Origin of the sequence: Alterirhizorhabdus solaris (assembly GCF_007785815.1) — a bacterium.
Classification (GTDB): Bacteria; Pseudomonadota; Alphaproteobacteria; order Sphingomonadales; family Sphingomonadaceae; genus Alterirhizorhabdus; species Alterirhizorhabdus solaris.
The window spans coordinates 1-17,927 of the sequence record NZ_VNIM01000082.1 but is presented as its reverse complement, the minus strand read 5'-3'; the positions used below and the strand labels follow the sequence as shown (position 1 = coordinate 17,927).

The following is a 17,927-nucleotide window of genomic DNA, read 5'->3' as shown; positions in this document are numbered from 1 at the left end:
GGTGCGCGCGCGACCTGATCGGCGACGAGCCGTTCGCGGTGCTGCTGCCCGACGAGCTGCTGTGGAACCCGGCCTCGCCGTGCCTGGCGCAGATGACCAAAACTTACGAGGCCAAGGGCGGCAACGTAATCGCCGTGCTGGAGGTGCCGGAAGCGCATACCGATCGCTTCGGCATCGTCGATCCGGGGCTGATCGAGGGCGCCGTGACCGAGGTGAAGGGGCTGATCGAGAAGCCGAAGGGCAAGGCGCCGTCGCGGCTGGCCGCCGTCGGCCGCTACATCCTCCAGCCCGAGGTGATGGACCTGCTCGGCAAGGGCGAGCGCGGTGCTGGCAACGAGATCCAGCTGACCGACGCGATGGCCAAGCTGATCGGCGTCCAGCCGTTCCACGCGCAGACCTTCAACGGGATGCGCCACGATTGCGGCGACAAGGCCGGCTTCATCCAGGCGAACATCGCGCTGGCGCTGGAACGGCCCGATATCGCCGGCGAAGTGCGGGCGTTCATCGCGGGGCTGTAACCAGTAGCGTTCAGCGGACCGAGAAAGCTACGCACAGCCTGCCGCTCTTCGTCTGCCGGACTAGCCAAGTCGTCATCCCGCTGAAAACGAAGTATCGAGGCTGCCAGGTGCAAGCCGCCCGATCAACCAGTCGCGTGCGTGTTGCGACGAAGCACGGGGACCTTATTCGCGATGGCGGAAGCCGTCATGAAGGTTCGCTCTCGCCTGCAGCATCGTTGGTCCGTGAGGCAGCCGCTTTGGCACGATGAAGAGCGGGCACTTTTTTGGCTTGTGAATACTGAGCCGCTGCCGGTTCCGTGGACACCAAGGTGTTTTTGGAACTGGAGCATGGCGATGCAACAACGGAAGTTCAGCCGCGAGTTCAAGGCTCTCCTGAGCTTGTCGAAGGGCTCGAGGCGGTGAAGCTGGTGCGGGAGCGCGGGGTGTCGGTATCGCAGGCGGCGCGCGATCTGGACCTGCATGAGAACGTGCTGCGCAAGTGGGTTCGCGAACAGGCGGCCGATCCGGGATCGGCGTTTTCTGGGCATGGTGTGATGAAGCCGGAGCAGCAGGAGATTTAGCGGCTGCGCCGTGAGCTTGCCAGGATGAAGGCGGAGCGTGACATCAAAAAAAAAGCGGCGGCCTACTTCGCCAGGGACCCGATATGAGGTTCGAGTTCGTAGCGAAGCACCGAGGGATCTGGCCGGTATCGTGGATCTGCGAGACGCTCGGTGTTTCGCGCAGCGGCTTTCACGCCTGGCTGGTCCGGGCACCCAGCGCCCGCGCCCGCAGCGATGAGGAGTTCGGTGCCAAGGTGCGCGCCAGCTTCATTTCCAGCTATCGGACGTATGGTGCGCGCCGGGTCTGGCACGATCTTCTGGCCGAAGGCCTGTCATGTGGTCTGCATCGCATCGAGCGACTGATGCGTGTGCAGGGCCTGAGGGCGCGTCCGCGACGTCGTGGCCTGCCCAAGGACGATGGTCTGCGGTCGGTCATTGCCGACAACATCCTCGACCGCCAGTTTACCGCCGAGGCGCCCAACCAGAGGTGGATCGCAGACTTCACCTACATCTGGACCGCTGAGGGATGGCTGTATGTCGCCGTCGTGATCGACCTGTTCTCGCGCCGTGCGGTCGGCTGGTCGATGAGCGATACCATGACTGCCCAGCTCGTCACCGACGCACTGATGATGGCGATCTGGCGGCGCGGAAAGCCCCATGCCCTGCTGCATCACTCGGACCAGGGCAGCCAATATACGAGCGAGCAGTTCCAGCGACTGATGGCCGACAATGGCGTTACTTGGTCGATGAGCCGGTCGGGCAACGTCTGGGACAACGCGGCGATGGAGAGCTTCTTCTCGTCGATGAAGACCGAACGGATCGGCCGGAAGACGTATCGCACGCGCAATCACGCGAAGGCCGACGTGTTCGATTATATCGAGCGCTTCTACAACCCGACACGCAGGCACTCGACCCTGGGCTATCTCAGCCCCATGGACTTCGAGAAGCAGGCTCATGTAGCCTGACTTGGTGTCCATGGGACCGGCAGCAGCTCATTCATCCGAGACAAGCCGCTGGAAACGATTATGTGAAGCTCGCCGGCCCGACCAAACTCGGCCTGCGGGGCCGATAATGGCGCGGTCCTGCCGTAACCGCTCGTCGCCGGGCAGCGCCTTTGTCGGACTTTTGCCATGTTTTAGCATGACCCCGACCTGAAAAAGCCACCCATTACCAGCATCGGCCGTCGGATGGGGCTTGCCTATTACGAACCTGGATGCGAGAAGTAGAGTTGGGCCACTCAGTTTCAATCCTAAATAATGCACTTTATTCGCACAAATATTGGCCTTATCATTATAAGATTTTTCAGTTTTTATGAGATATGTTGCAACAGACTGATCTTAAATATTAGCAACTAAATCGTTGACCAATCGGACAAAGGCGATGCTGAAGGATAAACAGGCTGTAGAAGTGCTTGACGCACTTGCCCAACAAGCCAGTTCGCTGGCTTTGTCCCAGCGATACGCTGCGGACGCAGATCGTCTACGTCTATGCCAACGTACGCATCGGTCGACTATTCCAGTTCATTGGTTCAAAAACTGAATTGCCCTGACAGGAAACCCGGATGGTGTGCCGCGCGTTTTGCCGGTCCAGCATGCGCTTGCCGCGATGTCGATAGCGCCAATGGCGGCGAGGCGCAGATGAACTGCCTGATTGAGGTAACGTGCTCTACCAGCTCATCGAACCCACCTACAGACCGGTATCCAAGAGCGGAGTAGTTCGCCAGCGGAGCCTTGCTGGAGCGCTGCACGGTCAGTTTTACCCTCAACTTTCCGGGCCCAACTCTCGGTGCGAAACAACATTTTTAATCCGTGCAGCCCTGCCCGAGTCGATTCGCGGCTTGACGGTAACCTCAAAGCTGATGTTAAATCCTCAAATGCCCGAAGGAACCCGTCACGAATTTACTGGCATGCTTCATGCCGTGAGCTCTGCTCTCGTATTAAAGCTGCATGATGGGCGTGAGTGGCTTATCATTGCTCCTGCGGGGATCGATCGTTTCATCGACCGACAGGTTAAAGTATCGGGTGTCCGAGGTGAGGGCCGCGTCCTGCACATTAACAACTTTTGCGCAGTCGAGACCTGAACGATCCGCAGGTGAGCTCATTTTGATCAGCAGACGTTATCCCATCACACCTGTCTCGTGCCGGGATCATTTATCCGTCTGGGCCTACCCTGAGGATCGTACTGATAGACCCTGCGCGCACGATCCCACAATTCGACGGGCTGCGATTTCAAGAACTGTTCTGTCTCGAGAATGGCGACCTCATCGCTGATGCAATACCCGATTTCCACAGCATCGCTGATCCTCCGATCGCGTGGATCCAGCAGGTACAACCGGTAGCTTGCCGACATAGAAGCCCGACCACTTTCAACAAGCAGACATCCCCGGCATGGCACGCCGTTCGATCAACGTGCTTAACTAGGCATCTTTTGTCGACATTTGTCCAGCAAAACCGTCATGTAAAATGCGGTGGCAACTCGATGTAGTGTCCGGTTCTCTCGAGATGCTCGGCCTGGGCGAACACATGGTCTGCGCGTTCGCGCAGCGCCGCTCTTGCGGCGAGACTGTGAGCAGTGCGCGCCGCAGCAAGCAGCGAAAGTGCATCAAGCTTTAGCGTCAGGCGGTCCACCGCAGCCCCCAAGTCGCATCACAATGCTCGAGGTTTATCAAAAAGGGATAGATAGGCTTTAACCTGTGATGGCTCAAGATCTTTTTTTAAGAGTGCTGGATCGTGGTCTTTTGTTTCTTAATAAAGCAGAGGGCATCGTTACATGACTCCATCATTTCAAGGATCGTGCTGCATGTACCTGTCGGTAGTGGAAGCCCACGCACCATGCCGGCGGCAACTCATTCAGGCCGCCGGAACTCGTTGTCTTGCTGACGCACACGAGGTGCTGGTGATCCCGGTCAGGCGCCAACAGACAAAGCGGTAACCTTCTTACCGCCCCCTTTCAGCGCCATCCGATCGCATGGTAGTCCCAGGTGTCACCTACCTTTCTTGACCGGCGAGCCGTCGATCGCCGTTCACCGGCCGCATAAGCTTCAATGAGCGTAACGTAAGAGGCTACAATGGCTAGCCGTCTAGCGTTGCAGCTTCACCCACCTCCGCGTCCACCGGATCTGTGGTAGCGCTATCCTCGCTATCAGGCTTGAGCGAGAGCTTGCGCGGACGACTGCGCTTCTTCGCCGTCGGTGGCGGTGCGATCTCCGGCGGACTATCAGCACCTTCTGGGGCACCGATCAATTCGGGCTCCGGTAAGGACTCCTTGGCTGGTTCGGCATCGACCTTTCTAAGGCCGAGACCGCTCGCGCGCGCCAGCATGCGCCGCTTCTCGGTATAAGCCGGCGCCACCATGGGGTAGTCGTTCGGCAGACCCCATTTCGCGCGGTAGTCAGCCGGCGTCAGACCATAGCGCGTGGCCAGATAACGCTTCAGCATCTTCAACTTCTGGCCATCCTCCAGGCAAACCAGGTACTCTGGCTTGATCGAACTGCGGATCGAAACGGCCGGCACTTGGGCAGGTTCGGTTTTCGGAGGAATGCCTGCGTTTACGAGCGCTGTGTAGATCGCCTCGATCAGCGTCGGCAATTCGCTCGCACTCACCGGATTTCTGGAAACGTGTGCAGAGACGATGTCTACGGTGAGTTCGACGAGACTGGACATGACGCTCTTTCCTTGCGACCGTTGAAAGTGGTTCCGACGGCAGCGCGATGTCATGCCCCGATGGGCGTAGAGCAGGCACGACCATCGGGCTTGTCTTTATAAATGGGCTCGATCGCCGATCGGGCAAGTGCAAGGTATGGAATAACGTCGCTCGTTTGGCGCCATCCTCGCGGTGGCTTGTGCAAGGGGTATTATCCGACGCCATTGGGGGTATCGCCAAATTATTTGGCAATAACCCGAGGCTGGCTACCGCCTGACGGTGCGAAGTCCGATCTCGTCGGCAGTCTCCAAACGCGCACGACACCACCGCCTTCGATTTCGTGCCTCCCAGCCGGAGGTGCCCTTCCGCAAGGTCGCGGTCGGCGAAGACGGCCAACCGCCTGCGCGAATCAGCCGGCCCCTCGCGCGCGTCCGAATGAGAACGTCGACCAAGATCCTGCTGTTGAGGCGAGCTGGACGCCACAACGTTAATCTCTCCGGCCAACTGTCTGGCGGTGCCCTCTTGATGGGGTGGGGCTTGTTCAACCTGGTGGAGGGCGTGGTCGACCACCATCTACTCCAGCTCCACCATGCCTATGAGCCAATGGGGCTGTCGATCCGGGACTATGCCTTCCTGCTGTGGAGCGCGGCCATGGCGGTGGGTGGCTGGATCGTGGCTCGGCGTGAGCTCAAGCGCTGATGGGTCGTCAACAGGTCGGCCTGGCCCGGTTGGTGGCGGCAATCACGTGGCCCTGCTTGCCGCGTCCTTGTAGCCCGGATTCCTGCTTTGGAGGATATCGTATCCCTGCCGGGACGCCGATCGTTGTCAGGCTCATGACCTGCCTGATCCACGCGCATCGTCGGCGTCCTTCGCAGCCTTGTTGGTGGCCGCGCACTTCGACCCATAGTCCGTCTGGCGGGCCATTTCATCCCATGTCTCGGCAGCACGCAGGTGCAGGGCGCGCACATTGGGTAGCACGGCGGCGGCAGCCCTGGCGCGGTCCTGCGCGGCACGGGCACGGTGTTCGGCGGCTACGTCCACGGGCAACTCCTGTAACAACTGAACGCAGAAGTGGGAACGCTGACACCTCGTGGAAAGGCGCGACCTTGAATCGGACTCGAGATAGCGCGCCGCATGCGATCATAGCCATGCTGGACGACACCCGTCGGGTGCCTGCGCTACATTGTCGGAGCGGATGGGCATCCGATGTTTGCGAACTTGACCCGTGGCGGGCATCGATGGACGTTATGACCGTGCGTCTTCTGACGGAAGCAACTCGTGAAAAACCGCGTCGATGATCAACCCTCGCCTAAACCGATCTTGTGGCAGAGTTGTCGCGGTTGGTGCGTTGGGGATCGACATGAGGAAGGGAAATGACCATGGGTACAACGCTGAAGGCGACATTCGAAAACGCGCCGCGATGCCGAAATGACGGTCGAGCGCCTGGTGCAGGAATACAAGATCGAACGCACCGACATATTCATCGCAGCTGAGGGTGATGACAATAGCGCGGGTGAGGAGAGGGCCGGCTCGGACACCGAAGCGGGTGCTCCCACTCCGCCGGATCGCGACGATGCGGCTCTGAACGGCGGGATCATCGTTTCGGTCGATATCGAGGATGAGGCGATGGCAAACAATGTGCGTGCCTCATTCGACGAGTTTGGCGCACAGGATATCGCCGGCTAAGCAGGCAGGAGCCGGGCACAGCGTGCCCGGCTTACATACCGTCAGCCGTCGACTGCTTCCACATTGACGGCGGACTCGGCAAGTTCGCTCATAAGGTCGTCGCCGCGGTACATATCGTCGACGGCGGCATTGAGCTTGCTGACGTCGTCGTCAAGCTTTAGCGCCTTGGCGAACGCACTGACCGTGCCAAAGCCGGTAATCCCGTAGTGCGTCATTCGCTGATACTGTGCGATGATCGATGCATCGCGTACTGGGCCAGCCTTCGGCGCTTCCTCGACCGTGTGCTTGAGCGCCTCGGCGACGAGACCCTCCATGCCCTTGCAATGCTCCTTCTTGAGCTTCGCATCCTGTCCGTCGATCAGCGATTTTAGCACATCGGTATGCTTGGCGATGCCGGCCTGCGACGATTCCAGCAGATTCTTCAGCTTCTCGTTGCTCGCCTGACCAACAATTTTGGTCAGCGCCTTGGCCATCTGGTCGTTGGCGGACCACAGATCCTTCATCTCATCGACATAAAGCTCCTTGAGCGTTTCGATGTCTGACATGGTCAATCTCCTGATGCTGAAATAGCAGTGAGACGAACGCCCTGGCGACACCGTCAGGCCCGTCCCGTCACTTCGGCTGGGCAAATAATCACTTTGCGCTATCGCCGCCGTTGGCAAGCCGCTCGCCTGCCTCGATCAGCCGTGGTTTGTCCATGCCACCATACGGTTTGGCGAAAGAACGTGACGCCATCGGGTATCTCGTGTCTGATCGGGCGGTAAGGGCCGGAAACAAGAATGAAACCTATGTTGCAACACTGCCCGCGGAGCCTGTTTTGACGGACCATGTCCAACGATGTCAGCGTTGGCTACGGCGGCGACCAAGTACCTCAGCTATGCAGCCCACAATGGCTTTGTGGCGACCAAATCCATGAGCTTGCTCAGCGGCATTGGCCTTCCATAGAGATACCCCTGAGCGACATGGCAGCCCGTCGCACGCAGAAGATCGCTCTGCGCTTTGGTCTCCACGCCTTCTGCGATGACTTCGACGCCAAGGCTGGTAGCGAGATAGACGAGTGCATTTACGATCGCGGCATCGACGCAATCGTCGCAGATATCGCGAACGAAACTGCGATCAACCTTCAGGCGTGTCAGCGGATAGCGCTTCAGCAGGCTCAGGGAGGCGAAACCGGTGCCGAAGTCATCAAAAGCGACACCGACACCGATTTTCCGCAATGCCCTGAGTGGTGCAAGCATGGTGTCATCATGGCGCAGCACGATGTTCTCGGTGATCTCCAGCTCTAGCCCTGCGGCGGGCAAGCCGGTGCGGCGTAGCACGTCGCCGACATCCTCCGCCAGGTCACCGGTACGAAACTGCGCGCCGAACAAGTGCACGCCCATCACCAGATCCGGCACCCGTCGCCGAATCTCGACGGCATCCCGGCACGCCGTCTCCATCACCCACTGGCCGACCTCAGACGCCAGCAGGCCGGTCTCAATCGTTGACAGGAAACGATCCGGGGTAAGCAGGCCGTGTTCCGGATGACGCCAGCGCAGCAGCGCCTCGACACCAAGCAGTATACCATCGCTGATGCACACCTGGGGTTGGTAAAAGAGTTCGAACTCGCTTTCGTCGATCGCCCGCCGCAGCTCGCCCTCGAACGCTCGTCGGCTGATGGCAGCCTCGCGCAACGGAGCGCCATAAAAACGGCGGCAGTTCCGTCCCTCCCCTTTTGCCTGGTACATCGCCAGGTCTGCGGCCGAGAGCAGATCCTCGGCATGGACACCGTCAGCCGATCCGAACGCAATCCCGATGCTCGCGCCGACATGGACCAATTGGCCATCCACGACGAAGGGCTTTCGGATCGTGGCGATCAGGCAATCCGCCTCGCTGCCAACCACATCCTGTGTCGAACGGCCCGGCATGAGGATGGCGAACTCGTCCCCGCCAAGACGCGCTACCGTATCGGTCGAACCGACGCAGTCGAGCAGTCTTCTGGCGACCTGACGCAGCACCAGATCGCCCGCGGTGTGACCCAGCGTGTCGTTCACATTTTTAAAGCCGTCGAGATCGACTATCAGAATTGCGAACGGCTCGGCGGCTTCGGCGCATTCGGCCGCCCGGCTAAGCAGAACGGTCCGATTGGGCAGATCCGTGAGGCTATCGAGATGCGCCAGGTTGAAAAGCCGCGTCTCGTTGGCGCGACGCTCACTGATGTCGCGGATGATTGCGCCAAAGCTGGCAGCCCCCCTCTCCCGCCACATCGACAAGGATAACTCGATCGGAAACTCACTGCCATCCCGGCCCAAGGCGTCGAGTTCGACCGTGGTGCCGACGAGTCTCGGTGTGCCGCCGGCGGCGACACGATGAAGCCCGCTGCCATGACCGCCGCGCATCCGTTCGGGCACGATGATATCGAGGCTTGTTCCTAAAGCCTCCCCGGCGCCGAAGCCAAACAATCGCTCACATCCGGCATTCCAGAAAGTGATGCGCCCGTGCTGGTCGGCGCAGATGATGCCGTCAGGAGACGTGGCAGCGATGTTCTCGAAGCGCGACTGGCTGACGGCACTTGCAACCGAGAGGCGGCGCATTTCCATCCGGTCCACGACGATACGGGCCAGTGTGTGTAGATTCGTTCGCTCACCCACCGAAAGACCGTTGCGGGGACGGCGATCGATGATGCACAGAGAGCCCAGCGCATGTCCGGTCGGCGACCGCAGCGGGATGCCCGCGTAAAAACGGATGCCGGGATCGCCGGTGACCAGCGGGTTGTCGGCAAACCGTATGTCCAGCAGGGCATCGGGGATGACGAAGACGTCATCCTGCGCGATTGCGTGCGCGCAAAACGAGATGTGACGATCCGTACCGCATACATCGATCCCAACCCGCGCCTTGAAAGTTTGCGTGTCACGCTCAACCAACGAGACAAGAGCGATTGGGACATCGAACAGGCGGGCAGCGAGTTGAACGATCTGATCGAGATCGACATCGTCCGTGCCGCTCAGGAGATCATACTCCGCAAGCGACGCCAGGCGCGCATCCTCGTTGAAAAGATGTGGCGCCGATCGCATACCGTTCCTCATATCACCGGAGATCGGTATAACTGAAGACTCCTACTATCTTGTAAATCATCAGCGAATTCTCCTAATGTCAAGGCTGCCGGATCGTGGATCTTAAGGGTTGCCAGCGGCAACGGTCTCCGGTTCAGGACGGCAAATGAACTGGGGTTTGCCATCCTATGGCGCCGCGCACCGACTTCGACGACACCGAGGGGAGACGCGCCGCCCGGCTGTCGAAGACCGGTGCGCAAACCGACGCTTGCTCACGCTGGCCGCGATCTATGGATGGGTCAAGCCGGACCGGGGCCGCGCGGATCGGCGGGGTCACGTTGCAGATCGTTCGGGCCTGGGTGATGAAGTTTAACGCGGCCTTCCGTGACGGGCTGATCGACCGGAAGGCGCTAGGGTAATCGTCACTGCTGAAGGCGGTTCACCGCACGGCGCTGGTCAAGGCGATTGAGCGTGGCCCGATACCGACAGATCAGGCTCGCCTGATGAAGGATCTGGAGAAGGAGAACCTGCGGCTGCGCCGGGCAAGCTCCGACCTGACGCTCGATAAGCTGATCTTGCAGGAGGCGGCCCAGGGAAACCTCTGAGCCCCGCGCGGCGGCGATGATGCATCGATCAGTTGCGGCGCGAGCTGCCGGTGTCCGAGCAGCGGATATGCCGGGTGCTGGGGCAACATCGATCGACTCATCGCAAGGTGCCGCGCGGGGCAGATGTCGAGCAGAGACTCACCGACGACATCATCGCGCGGGCCAGCAGCCAATATGGTCGCTACGGCTATCGGCGGGTGACTGCCTTGCTCCGCGATGCAGGCTGGACAGTGAACCGCAAAAGTGTCGAGCGGATCTGGCGCAAGAAGGGGCTGAAGGTGCCCCAGCGCTAACCGAAGCGCGACCGGCTTTGGCTCAATGACGGTTCCTGCATCCGGCTCAGGCCGGAATACCCGAAGCACGCCTGGGCGGAGCGGCCCAAGGTTCCGGCGATGTGCAGCATCGTTGGAACGGCTGCGGAAGGGTACGACTTCGTCGAGGGCGCACGCATGATGGCGTAAGGTCCGGATCCTCACCATCATCGACGAGGCCAGCCGGGAATGCCCGCGCTCGTCGTCGCGCGTCAGCTAAAGCATGAGGATGTCTTGGCGGCGCTTGCCGATCTGCTTATCGCGCGGTGACCACCAGGGCCTATCAGATCGGACAATGGTGCCGAGTTCATTGCCACCGCTGTGCAACTCTGCCTTGCGCAGATCGGCGTGAAGACGCTCTACATCGCACCAAGCTCTTCTTGAGAGAATGGCTACAATGAGAGCTTCAATGGGTCGCTCCGTGACGCGCGGCTCACCGACGAGATCTTCTACAAACTCGCCGCGGCCAAGGTGCTGATCGAGGCTTGGCAGCGCCACTACAACACGGTGCGTCCACAGCACCTGGGCTACCGGCCGCCGGCTCTGTAGGTAGCGACACCGCCATTGCCGCCGTCCGGTTCCGCTTCGCTGCACCAACCGAGGCAACGATGCACTAACAATCAAACCGGACCACTCGGTGGAGACCGATCGCCGTGTCAATCGCATCAAACGGTGGCTCCCGCGAGGGTGATCGAACGGTGCCGTCATTTAAAATGGCAAAGCCTCCGCTTATAGATCGCACCGGCTAACACAGCTGCCCATAACCAACTTTGCCGCTGGCAAAACCCTTTAACTTATTCGATCAATTGGCGTACGGACGTCATTCTTCTCTAACGACAAATAATGAGGGTCGCACCATGATCGAGAACGACAACGCTGCTACCGACCACCTAACCTTAACTGTCGACATCGTTGTTGCGCATGTTAGCAATAATGGGGTGGAAGCGGGCGAGCTACCAAAGCTCATCACCGCCGTGCACGGTGCCTTGACGGGGCTGAATTCCCCCAAGGCACCCGAACTCGCAAAGCAAGAACCGGCAGTATCCATACGATCTTCGATCAAGCCCGATCACATCGTCTGCCTGGAAGACGGCAAGAAGCTGAAGATGCTCAAACGTTACCTGCGCACCAATTACGATATGAGCCCCCAAGAGTATCGCCGCAAGTGGGGCCTGCCCAGCGATTACCCGATGGTAGCACCGACTTATGCCGAGAAGCGTCGCACGCTGGCACACTCCTTGGGCCTCGGTCGTAAGGCTGCTGCGCGGACGCAGGCGGCAGATGAGCCTGAAATAAATCAAGCCGCCGAGCCCGCGGAGACGCCTGCCATCGACAAGCCACGGCGTGGACGGCCGCCGAAAAGTGGAGCTACGGCAGCCGAAAAGCTGCCTGTACGTAGAGGCGCTGCCAAGAAGCCGAGCGGCGTCGATGCGCTCGCCAAGGTGCGCGGAGTTACCGATAAAGTCTGAGGTAGGAGGTGGGTGCCAGTGACGCCCACCCGTTACCTGCGAACCATTCGTCAGGGGACGGTCGCGCCCGCTATGCTCAATCCGCCACGAACTCACTCGCATCGAATTCGTTGAAAGTGGCGCGGACCTTGCCGGCCAGTTCTTCATCGTCCGGATCGACTGACACGGTGATACCGCCATTCAAGGCACGTCGTCGCGATCCTCAAGCAATCACCGGTTGCCGCGGGTTATCGCCCGACAAACCGCCACGCTTCGAATCTGAAACCAATAAGCATAGATTAATTAGATAGGGTTCCACCCAAAATAAAATATATACGCCTTTCTACCTTCCATGTTCACGTGCATTCATGCGCTGACTGGAGGACTAAGATGGCGAAGAAGAATCCTGTTTCGGCCGATGCGGCCAAGATCAAGGGCGAAACGCCCGCCAAGGTATCGCCGCTTCCCGCCGGTGCCGATCTCCCGACCAGCTATGCCGGAACGCAGGGTAATGGCGGCGAGACGCACCAGACCACGACCGACGAGGCGATGACGTTGACGACGCAGCAGGGCATCCCTGTCGCCGATGGGCAGAACAGTCTCAAGGCGGGGCCGCGCGGGCCGACACTGCTTGAGGACTTCATACTCCGCGAGAAGATCTTCCATTTTGATCATGAGCGCATTCCCGAACGTGTCGTCCATGCTCGCGGCTATGGGGCGCACGGCGTCTTCGAGTTGACCGACAGTCTAGCTGATCTTACCCAAGCCGATGTGCTCGGCACGGTGGGCCAGCAGACCGAGGCATTCGTTCGTTTTTCCACGGTCGCCGGCAACAAGGGCTCATCGGATCTGGCGCGCGACGTGCGCGGTTTCTCGGTGAAGCTCTACACGAACCAAGGCAACTGGGACATCGTGGGCAACAATATCCCGGTGTTCTTCATTCAAGACGCGATCAAATTCCCCGATCTCGCCCACGCCGTGAAGCAGGAACCGGATCGCGGCTTTCCACAAGCCCAATCCGCGCACGATAACTTCTGGGATTTCGCAACGCTCACCCCGGAAGCCTGGCACATGATCATGTGGCAGATGTCGGATCGAACCCTCCCCCGGTCGTTCCGCACGATGCAGGGCTTTGGCGTACATAGCTTCCGGCTGGTGAACGCCGAAGGGCAATCCACCTTCGTGAAGTTCCACTGGACCCCGCGTCAGGGTCTGCAGTCGGTTCTTTGGAACGAGGCCGTCAAGATCAACGGCGCCGATCCCGATTTCCATCGACGCGATCTGTGGGCAGCGATCGAGAGTGGTGATTTCCCGATATGGGATCTCGGCGTTCAGCTGTTCGATCAGGCAACGGCGGACGGGTTGCCGTTCGACCACCTCGATTCGACCAAGCTGATCCCCGAGGAGGACGTGCCGCTGCGCACGATCGGTACGCTGACGCTGAACCGCAACGTAGACAATTTCTTTGCCAATACCGAGCAGGTGGCCTTCTGCACACAGAACGTGCCGCCGGGGATCGACTTCAGCGACGATCCGCTGCTGCATGGCCGGAACTTCTCCTATCTCGATACGCAGTTGAAGCGGCTTGGCAGTCCGAACTTCACTCATCTGCCGATCAATGCGCCGCGCAGCCCTGTGCGCAATTTTCAGCAGGACGGCCACATGGCAATGCGCAACCCCAAGGGACGCGCAAACTACGAACCGAACAGCTGGGGCGCCGACGGCGGCCCGCGCGAGAATCAGGAGATCGGGTTCAAAAGCTTTCCGGCCGAGGTGCAGGGCACCAAGCAGCGTATCCGTTCGGAGACGTTCGCCGATCATTACAGTCAGGCGCGGCAGTTCTTCATCAGTCAGCTGCCCATCGAACAAAAGCATCTCAGCGATGCGCTCGTGTTCGAACTGTCGAAGGTAGAGCGGATCGATATCCGTGCCCGCGCGGTGTCGCACCTGCTCAATATCGACAACGGACTTGCCGCCACGGTTGCGGATGGTTTGGGCATGGCGCTGCCCGATCCGGCCAAGGCTGCCATGCCGACGATGGACCTCCTGCCCTCACCCAAGCTCAGCATTCTGGTCAACGGGCCAGACAGCTTCAAGGGCCGCAAGATGGGCATCTTCCTGACCGACGGGTCAGATGCAGCAATGTTCACCGCGCTTACCGCCGCGCTGGAAGACGAAGGCGCGATGTGGGAGGTCGTGGCGCCGAAGATCGGTGGCGTCACGTTGGACGATGGCACGGTGGTTGCCGCCAAGCACAAGATCGATGGCGGGCCTTCGGTCTTGTTCGATGCGGTAGCCGTGCTGCCTTCCGCCGAGGGCGTTCTACTGCTGGCCAAGGATGCCGCCTCGAAGGATTTCATCTCGGATGCATTCGGGCACTGCAAATTCATCGGCGTTGGTGAGAATGCGAAGCCGTTGTTTGACGAAGCCCGCATCCCCCCGGAACTCGACGCGGGCTTTGTTCCGCTCGCCAAGGTGAAGGATGCCAGAACACTGATTGTCGCGTGCCGCGATTTACGCTTTTGGCCCCGTGAAATGAATGTCGATTTGGACGCTGGCTCCGTTCGCAAGAGCTAACATCTACTGCGTGCTGGTTCTTCAAACAGGAACCGGCACGCAGTCGTCCGCCAATCATGGCTGTCTCGGCCCCTATTGTCGTCACGCATCGGTTCATCGTTCGGTTCCGGCTACGACCGGCGGTAAAACTCTTCCGGAAGAAAGTCGCCAGCGACCGTAGCGTGACGTGTGGTGGTACGATGACAGCTGCGATTCGCCAAAACGCCTTCCAAGGACGGATGGTCGGAACACGGCCATATTGTGCCAAACGCCTGGTTATCCTGGTCTAACGCCGCCGCTTACGCTAAATCCTGCGTGCTGCGCTCTAACGTAAGCGCTGTTGGGCGCGGTGCTCGTCGCGAGAGCACCAGCCTCCACCAGCGCATTGAGCAACCCGAGCCAGAAGCCCCGCCGCGACCAACGGTTGAACCGGTTATAGACCGTGGTCGATGGACCGTAATCAGACGGGCAATCGCGCCAGTGGCAGCCTATCTCAAGGACGTGTAGGATGCCGGAGATCACACGTCGGTCGTCCACGCGACGGGCGCCAGACTGGTTTACAGGCAGGTACGGCTCGACCGCCGCCCATGCCTCGTCTGATAACCAAAACAGCGCCATTGCACGTTTTCCCTACTCCGCCAGCAATGGGCCTTAAAGCATCTACGGTAGTTTTATTGAATAGACGCGTATAGGCCGCATAAGAATTATATGATAACTTGGATTAGACACCGAAGAATATCCATCGATTTCAATATTAATTGAACTTTGTGGGTTGCACAACAGTTGGTCGATTATGACACAGAAGCCTCATCGAAAAGCCCGTCCTCCGCAATCTATGCCGAAGGGGTCAACCTCGTGGCGGGAGCGGATCGCCGGAAATAAGGTCGTTATCTCGGCCGGAGCCATCGGCTTTTTGGCTACGGCTGCGGCGTTTAATCGTTTCGCGACCCATCGAGCAGAGGCGAACAACCCGCCCGCGGGCAGATTTATTGAGGTCGACGGCGTCCGCCTTCATTATGTTGAACGAGGTACCGGAACGCCGGTGGTGCTGCTTCACGGCAACGGCGTGATGCTGCAGGACTTCATCGCCAGCGGGGTCTTCGATCGCGTTGCGGCAGATCACCGCGTCATCGCGTTTGATCGGCCGGGTTTCGGTTATAGCGATCGCCCGCGAACGACGATCTGGACGCCTGGAGCGCAGGCCGCGTTGCTGGCGGCCGCACTCGAAAAGCTAGGCGTGTCGAATGCGGTGGTCGTCGGTCATAGCTGGGGCACGATGGTCGTACTGGCGATGGCGCTCGACCACCCTGGCCGTGTGGCTGGGTTGGTGCTGCTGTCCGGCTATTACTATGGCACTGCTCGCCCTGACGTGCTGCCCGCATCGACTCCTGCGATTCCTATATTGGGAGACATGATGGCCCACACGATCTCCCCGCTCACGGGCGCTATGATCGGGCCGATCGGGATCAAGGCGAGCTTCGCGCCAGCGCCCGTATCGAAGAAGTTCGCCGACGTGCCGCTAGCCCTAGCGCTTCGGCCTAGCCAGATTCGGGCAACGGCTGCCGATACGGCCATGATGATTCCAGGTGCGATTGCGCTCAGCCGCCGTTACGGGGAGCTTGAACTGCCAGTCACGATCATCGCGGGCGAGGGTGACCAGATCGCGCATATCGACAATCACGCATGTAAACTCGCCGGGGAGCTTTCCCAAAGCGTACTGGAAATCGTGCCCGGTCAGGGGCACCTGTTTCACTACGCGGTGCCTGATCAGGTCGCCGCAGCGGTCGACGCGGTCGCGTCGCGAGGCTGACCCGATAAGCCCAGCCGATATCCTCTGCGGTCATGAGCCTATAGCGGGTTCGAAACCGTGAGCTCTAGCCAGATGTCCATAAAGTCTGACGACACACCAACCATTCAGGAGACGATCGATGCGCGCATTATGCTGGCACGAAAAAGGGGATGTGCGCGTCGATACCGTCGCCGACCCGGAAATCAAGCATCCTCGGGACGCCATCATCAAGGTGACCGCATGCGCGATCTGTGGATCCGATCTGCATTTGCTCGATGGCTATCAGCCGACGATGATGGCGGGTGATATCCTTGGGCACGAGAATATGGGCGAAGTTGTCGCGCTCGGGTCGGAAGTGACCAATCTGAAGATCGGCGATCGGGTTGTCGTCCCGTTCACCATCAGTTGCGGTGATTGCTTCTTCTGTCGCAAGGGATTGTTTTCGGCCTGCGAACGAACCAATCCGAACGCTGAGATGGCGATAAAAGCGATGGGCCATTCGCCCGCCGGCCTGTTCGGCTTTAGCCATATGCTGGGCGGCTATTGTGGCGGGCAGGCCGAATATCTGCGTGTGCCGATGGCTGATATCGGGCCGATCAAAATTCCGGACAACGTCACCGACGAGCAGGCGTTGTTTCTCTCGGACATCTTCCCGACCGGCTACATGGCTGCCGAGAATGCGCAAATCGAACCTGGTGATACGGTCGCGATCTGGGGTTGTGGCCCGGTCGGTCAATTTGCGATTCGCTCTGCGTTGATGCTTGGCGCGGGCCGTGTCATTGCCATCGACGAGGTGGCCGAACGTCTTGCAATGGCCGAGGCGGGCGGTGCCGAGGTCATCAACTTCGCCGAAGTCGACGACGTGTATGATGAACTTCAATTTCGCACCAAGGGGCGTGGGCCAGATAGCTGCATCGATGCGGTGGGCTGTGAGGCATCGGCACACGGTTCGGTCGATGCGGTGATGGACAAGGTGAAGGCTGCTACCTTCCTCACGACCGACCGGGTCCATGTCCTGCGCGAGGCGATCATGAGTTGCCGGATGGGCGGCACCGTGTCGATCCCCGGCGTCTATGTCGGCATGGGCGACAAGATCCCGATCGGCGCGATGATGAACAAGGGCCTGACGATCAAGACGGGCCAGACCCACGTTCAGCGGTACGCCGCGCCGCTATTGGCCCGGATCGAGGCTGGTGATATCGATCCGAGCTTCGTTGTGACCCACCCCGCCGCGCTCGAAGATGCGCCGGTTATGTACGAGAAATTCCGCGACAAGAAGGAGGGTGTGATCAAAGTCGTCCTACGACCGCACGGCTGACAGAAATGAGATATCAGGGTGGAGCGAAGCGTTTCAGGTTGGCTCCCCCTGAGCCCGCCGCACAGTTGCTGCGCTTCCGGCGATGATGCCGCTGGCACCGGCAATGCCACCAACCGCGCCAACGTCCGTTTCATGCCCCGGTTCCGAGCAACGTCTAGGTCGAACGCATCCCCAGACAACAATCCCCCCCATGATGCGCGTCTCAACACCTGGCGTTTGCGCCTCGGGCCGGACCAACCCGAAAGTCCCATAGCTCACCGCCCGTGGCCCGCGGCTTCCTGCTGGGAGAATATCGTACGCCTTACCGGCGCCCGATTTCCTTCACTGTTGCGGACCTTCTGCATCCGCCATTAGAATGCGTTTGAAAAGGCCGTCTCCTCACGTCCATCGACGTAGCAGAGTGGCGGAGGCGGCGATGGTGATGAGGGTTTCGGCGACGGCGGTGAGCTGCTCATAGTCGCGGACCAGGCGGCGGTTCTTGAA

At 59.9% G+C, this 17,927-nt stretch carries 14 protein-coding genes and 3 pseudogenes; 11 read left to right on the top strand and 6 right to left on the bottom strand.

Going from position 1 to position 17,927, the window contains the following annotated elements; translation table 11 throughout:
- The 3 genes and pseudogenes from FOY91_RS16360 to FOY91_RS16350 all read left to right on the top strand — a co-directional run.
- Positions 1-518: UTP--glucose-1-phosphate uridylyltransferase (locus FOY91_RS16360; protein WP_275266042.1), on the top strand; the 518-nt coding region annotated here is incomplete at its 5' end.
- A 333-nt stretch (positions 519-851) separates the two neighbouring features.
- Positions 852-2,022, top strand: a pseudogene (locus FOY91_RS16355) (IS3 family transposase).
- Between the two features lie 695 nt (positions 2,023-2,717).
- Complete coding sequence (locus FOY91_RS16350) at positions 2,718-3,137, top strand: DUF5818 domain-containing protein (protein WP_145154299.1); 420 nt, start codon at positions 2,718-2,720, stop codon at positions 3,135-3,137.
- A gap of 373 nt (positions 3,138-3,510) precedes the next feature.
- Here FOY91_RS16350 and FOY91_RS21745 read toward each other — a convergent pair whose 3' ends face one another.
- Together FOY91_RS21745 and FOY91_RS22715 are read right to left on the bottom strand one after the other, a co-directional pair.
- Positions 3,511-3,684 (bottom strand): hypothetical protein, encoded by a 174-nt coding sequence (locus tag FOY91_RS21745; RefSeq protein ID WP_162527256.1) that lies wholly within the window; start codon positions 3,682-3,684, stop codon positions 3,511-3,513.
- Positions 3,685-4,128: 444 nt separating this feature from the next.
- Positions 4,129-4,719, bottom strand: a complete 591-nt coding sequence (locus tag FOY91_RS22715; RefSeq protein ID WP_145154297.1) for a Ros/MucR family transcriptional regulator — start codon at positions 4,717-4,719, stop codon at positions 4,129-4,131.
- A 415-nt stretch (positions 4,720-5,134) separates the two neighbouring features.
- Between FOY91_RS22715 and FOY91_RS16340 the strand changes: the two genes are divergently transcribed.
- Positions 5,135-5,398, top strand: a complete 264-nt coding sequence (locus tag FOY91_RS16340) for a DUF2243 domain-containing protein (RefSeq protein WP_145154295.1) — start codon at positions 5,135-5,137, stop codon at positions 5,396-5,398.
- A 132-nt stretch (positions 5,399-5,530) separates the two neighbouring features.
- Here FOY91_RS16340 and FOY91_RS16335 read toward each other — a convergent pair whose 3' ends face one another.
- A complete protein-coding gene (locus FOY91_RS16335; RefSeq protein WP_145154293.1) occupies positions 5,531-5,740 on the bottom strand; it encodes a hypothetical protein in 210 nt (69 codons plus the stop codon).
- 387 nt (positions 5,741-6,127) lie between these two features.
- Here FOY91_RS16335 and FOY91_RS16330 point away from each other — a divergent pair, with 387 nt between their 5' ends.
- Positions 6,128-6,385: a hypothetical protein gene (locus FOY91_RS16330; protein WP_238995749.1), complete on the top strand. Its 258-nt coding sequence runs from the start codon at positions 6,128-6,130 to the stop codon at positions 6,383-6,385.
- A 41-nt stretch (positions 6,386-6,426) separates the two neighbouring features.
- On the opposite strand, the gene FOY91_RS16325 is transcribed toward FOY91_RS16330, so the two are convergent.
- Positions 6,427-6,930: a YciE/YciF ferroxidase family protein gene (locus tag FOY91_RS16325; RefSeq protein WP_145154291.1), complete on the bottom strand. Its 504-nt coding sequence runs from the start codon at positions 6,928-6,930 to the stop codon at positions 6,427-6,429.
- A 330-nt stretch (positions 6,931-7,260) separates the two neighbouring features.
- On the bottom strand, positions 7,261-9,438 hold the full coding sequence (locus FOY91_RS16320) for a putative bifunctional diguanylate cyclase/phosphodiesterase (protein WP_145154289.1): 2,178 nt from the start codon (positions 9,436-9,438) through the stop codon (positions 7,261-7,263).
- A 167-nt stretch (positions 9,439-9,605) separates the two neighbouring features.
- Between FOY91_RS16320 and FOY91_RS16315 the strand changes: the two genes are divergently transcribed.
- The 4 genes and pseudogenes from FOY91_RS16315 to FOY91_RS16300 all read left to right on the top strand — a co-directional run bounded on the left by FOY91_RS16315 (position 9,606) and on the right by FOY91_RS16300 (position 14,358).
- Entirely contained in the window at positions 9,606-9,836 is a 231-nt protein-coding gene (locus tag FOY91_RS16315) for a hypothetical protein (RefSeq protein WP_145154287.1), read from the top strand.
- A gap of 48 nt (positions 9,837-9,884) precedes the next feature.
- Positions 9,885-10,882 (top strand): annotated as a pseudogene (locus tag FOY91_RS16310) (IS3 family transposase); the annotation flags it as partial.
- 308 nt (positions 10,883-11,190) lie between these two features.
- Positions 11,191-11,802: a Ros/MucR family transcriptional regulator gene (locus FOY91_RS16305; RefSeq protein WP_145154285.1), complete on the top strand. Its 612-nt coding sequence runs from the start codon at positions 11,191-11,193 to the stop codon at positions 11,800-11,802.
- Positions 11,803-12,171: 369 nt separating this feature from the next.
- On the top strand, positions 12,172-14,358 hold the full coding sequence (locus FOY91_RS16300; protein ID WP_145154283.1) for a catalase: 2,187 nt from the start codon (positions 12,172-12,174) through the stop codon (positions 14,356-14,358).
- Positions 14,359-14,622: 264 nt separating this feature from the next.
- Here the strand turns inward: FOY91_RS16300 and FOY91_RS22055 are convergent.
- A pseudogene (locus FOY91_RS22055) lies at positions 14,623-14,955 on the bottom strand (transposase); the annotation flags it as partial.
- Positions 14,956-15,130: 175 nt separating this feature from the next.
- On the opposite strand from FOY91_RS22055, the gene FOY91_RS16290 reads away from it, so the two are divergent.
- A complete protein-coding gene (locus FOY91_RS16290; RefSeq protein ID WP_145154281.1) occupies positions 15,131-16,147 on the top strand; it encodes an alpha/beta fold hydrolase in 1,017 nt (338 codons plus the stop codon).
- A gap of 118 nt (positions 16,148-16,265) precedes the next feature.
- A complete protein-coding gene (locus FOY91_RS16285; RefSeq protein ID WP_145154279.1) occupies positions 16,266-17,444 on the top strand; it encodes a zinc-dependent alcohol dehydrogenase in 1,179 nt (392 codons plus the stop codon).
- The last annotated feature ends 483 nt before the right edge of the window (positions 17,445-17,927 follow it).

Coding starts and splice junctions, on each gene's coding strand:
- FOY91_RS16325 (WP_145154291.1), bottom strand. CDS start 6,930: ATGTCAGACATCGAAACGCTCAAGGAGCTTTATGTCGATGAGATGAAG.
- FOY91_RS16340 (WP_145154295.1), top strand. CDS start 5,135: ATGAGAACGTCGACCAAGATCCTGCTGTTGAGGCGAGCTGGACGCCAC.
- FOY91_RS16300 (WP_145154283.1), top strand. CDS start 12,172: ATGGCGAAGAAGAATCCTGTTTCGGCCGATGCGGCCAAGATCAAGGGC.
- FOY91_RS16285 (WP_145154279.1), top strand. CDS start 16,266: ATGCGCGCATTATGCTGGCACGAAAAAGGGGATGTGCGCGTCGATACC.
- FOY91_RS16330 (WP_238995749.1), top strand. CDS start 6,128: ATGACGGTCGAGCGCCTGGTGCAGGAATACAAGATCGAACGCACCGAC.
- FOY91_RS16320 (WP_145154289.1), bottom strand. CDS start 9,438: ATGCGATCGGCGCCACATCTTTTCAACGAGGATGCGCGCCTGGCGTCG.
- FOY91_RS22715 (WP_145154297.1), bottom strand. CDS start 4,719: ATGTCCAGTCTCGTCGAACTCACCGTAGACATCGTCTCTGCACACGTT.
- FOY91_RS16305 (WP_145154285.1), top strand. CDS start 11,191: ATGATCGAGAACGACAACGCTGCTACCGACCACCTAACCTTAACTGTC.
- FOY91_RS16315 (WP_145154287.1), top strand. CDS start 9,606: ATGGCGCCGCGCACCGACTTCGACGACACCGAGGGGAGACGCGCCGCC.
- FOY91_RS16290 (WP_145154281.1), top strand. CDS start 15,131: ATGACACAGAAGCCTCATCGAAAAGCCCGTCCTCCGCAATCTATGCCG.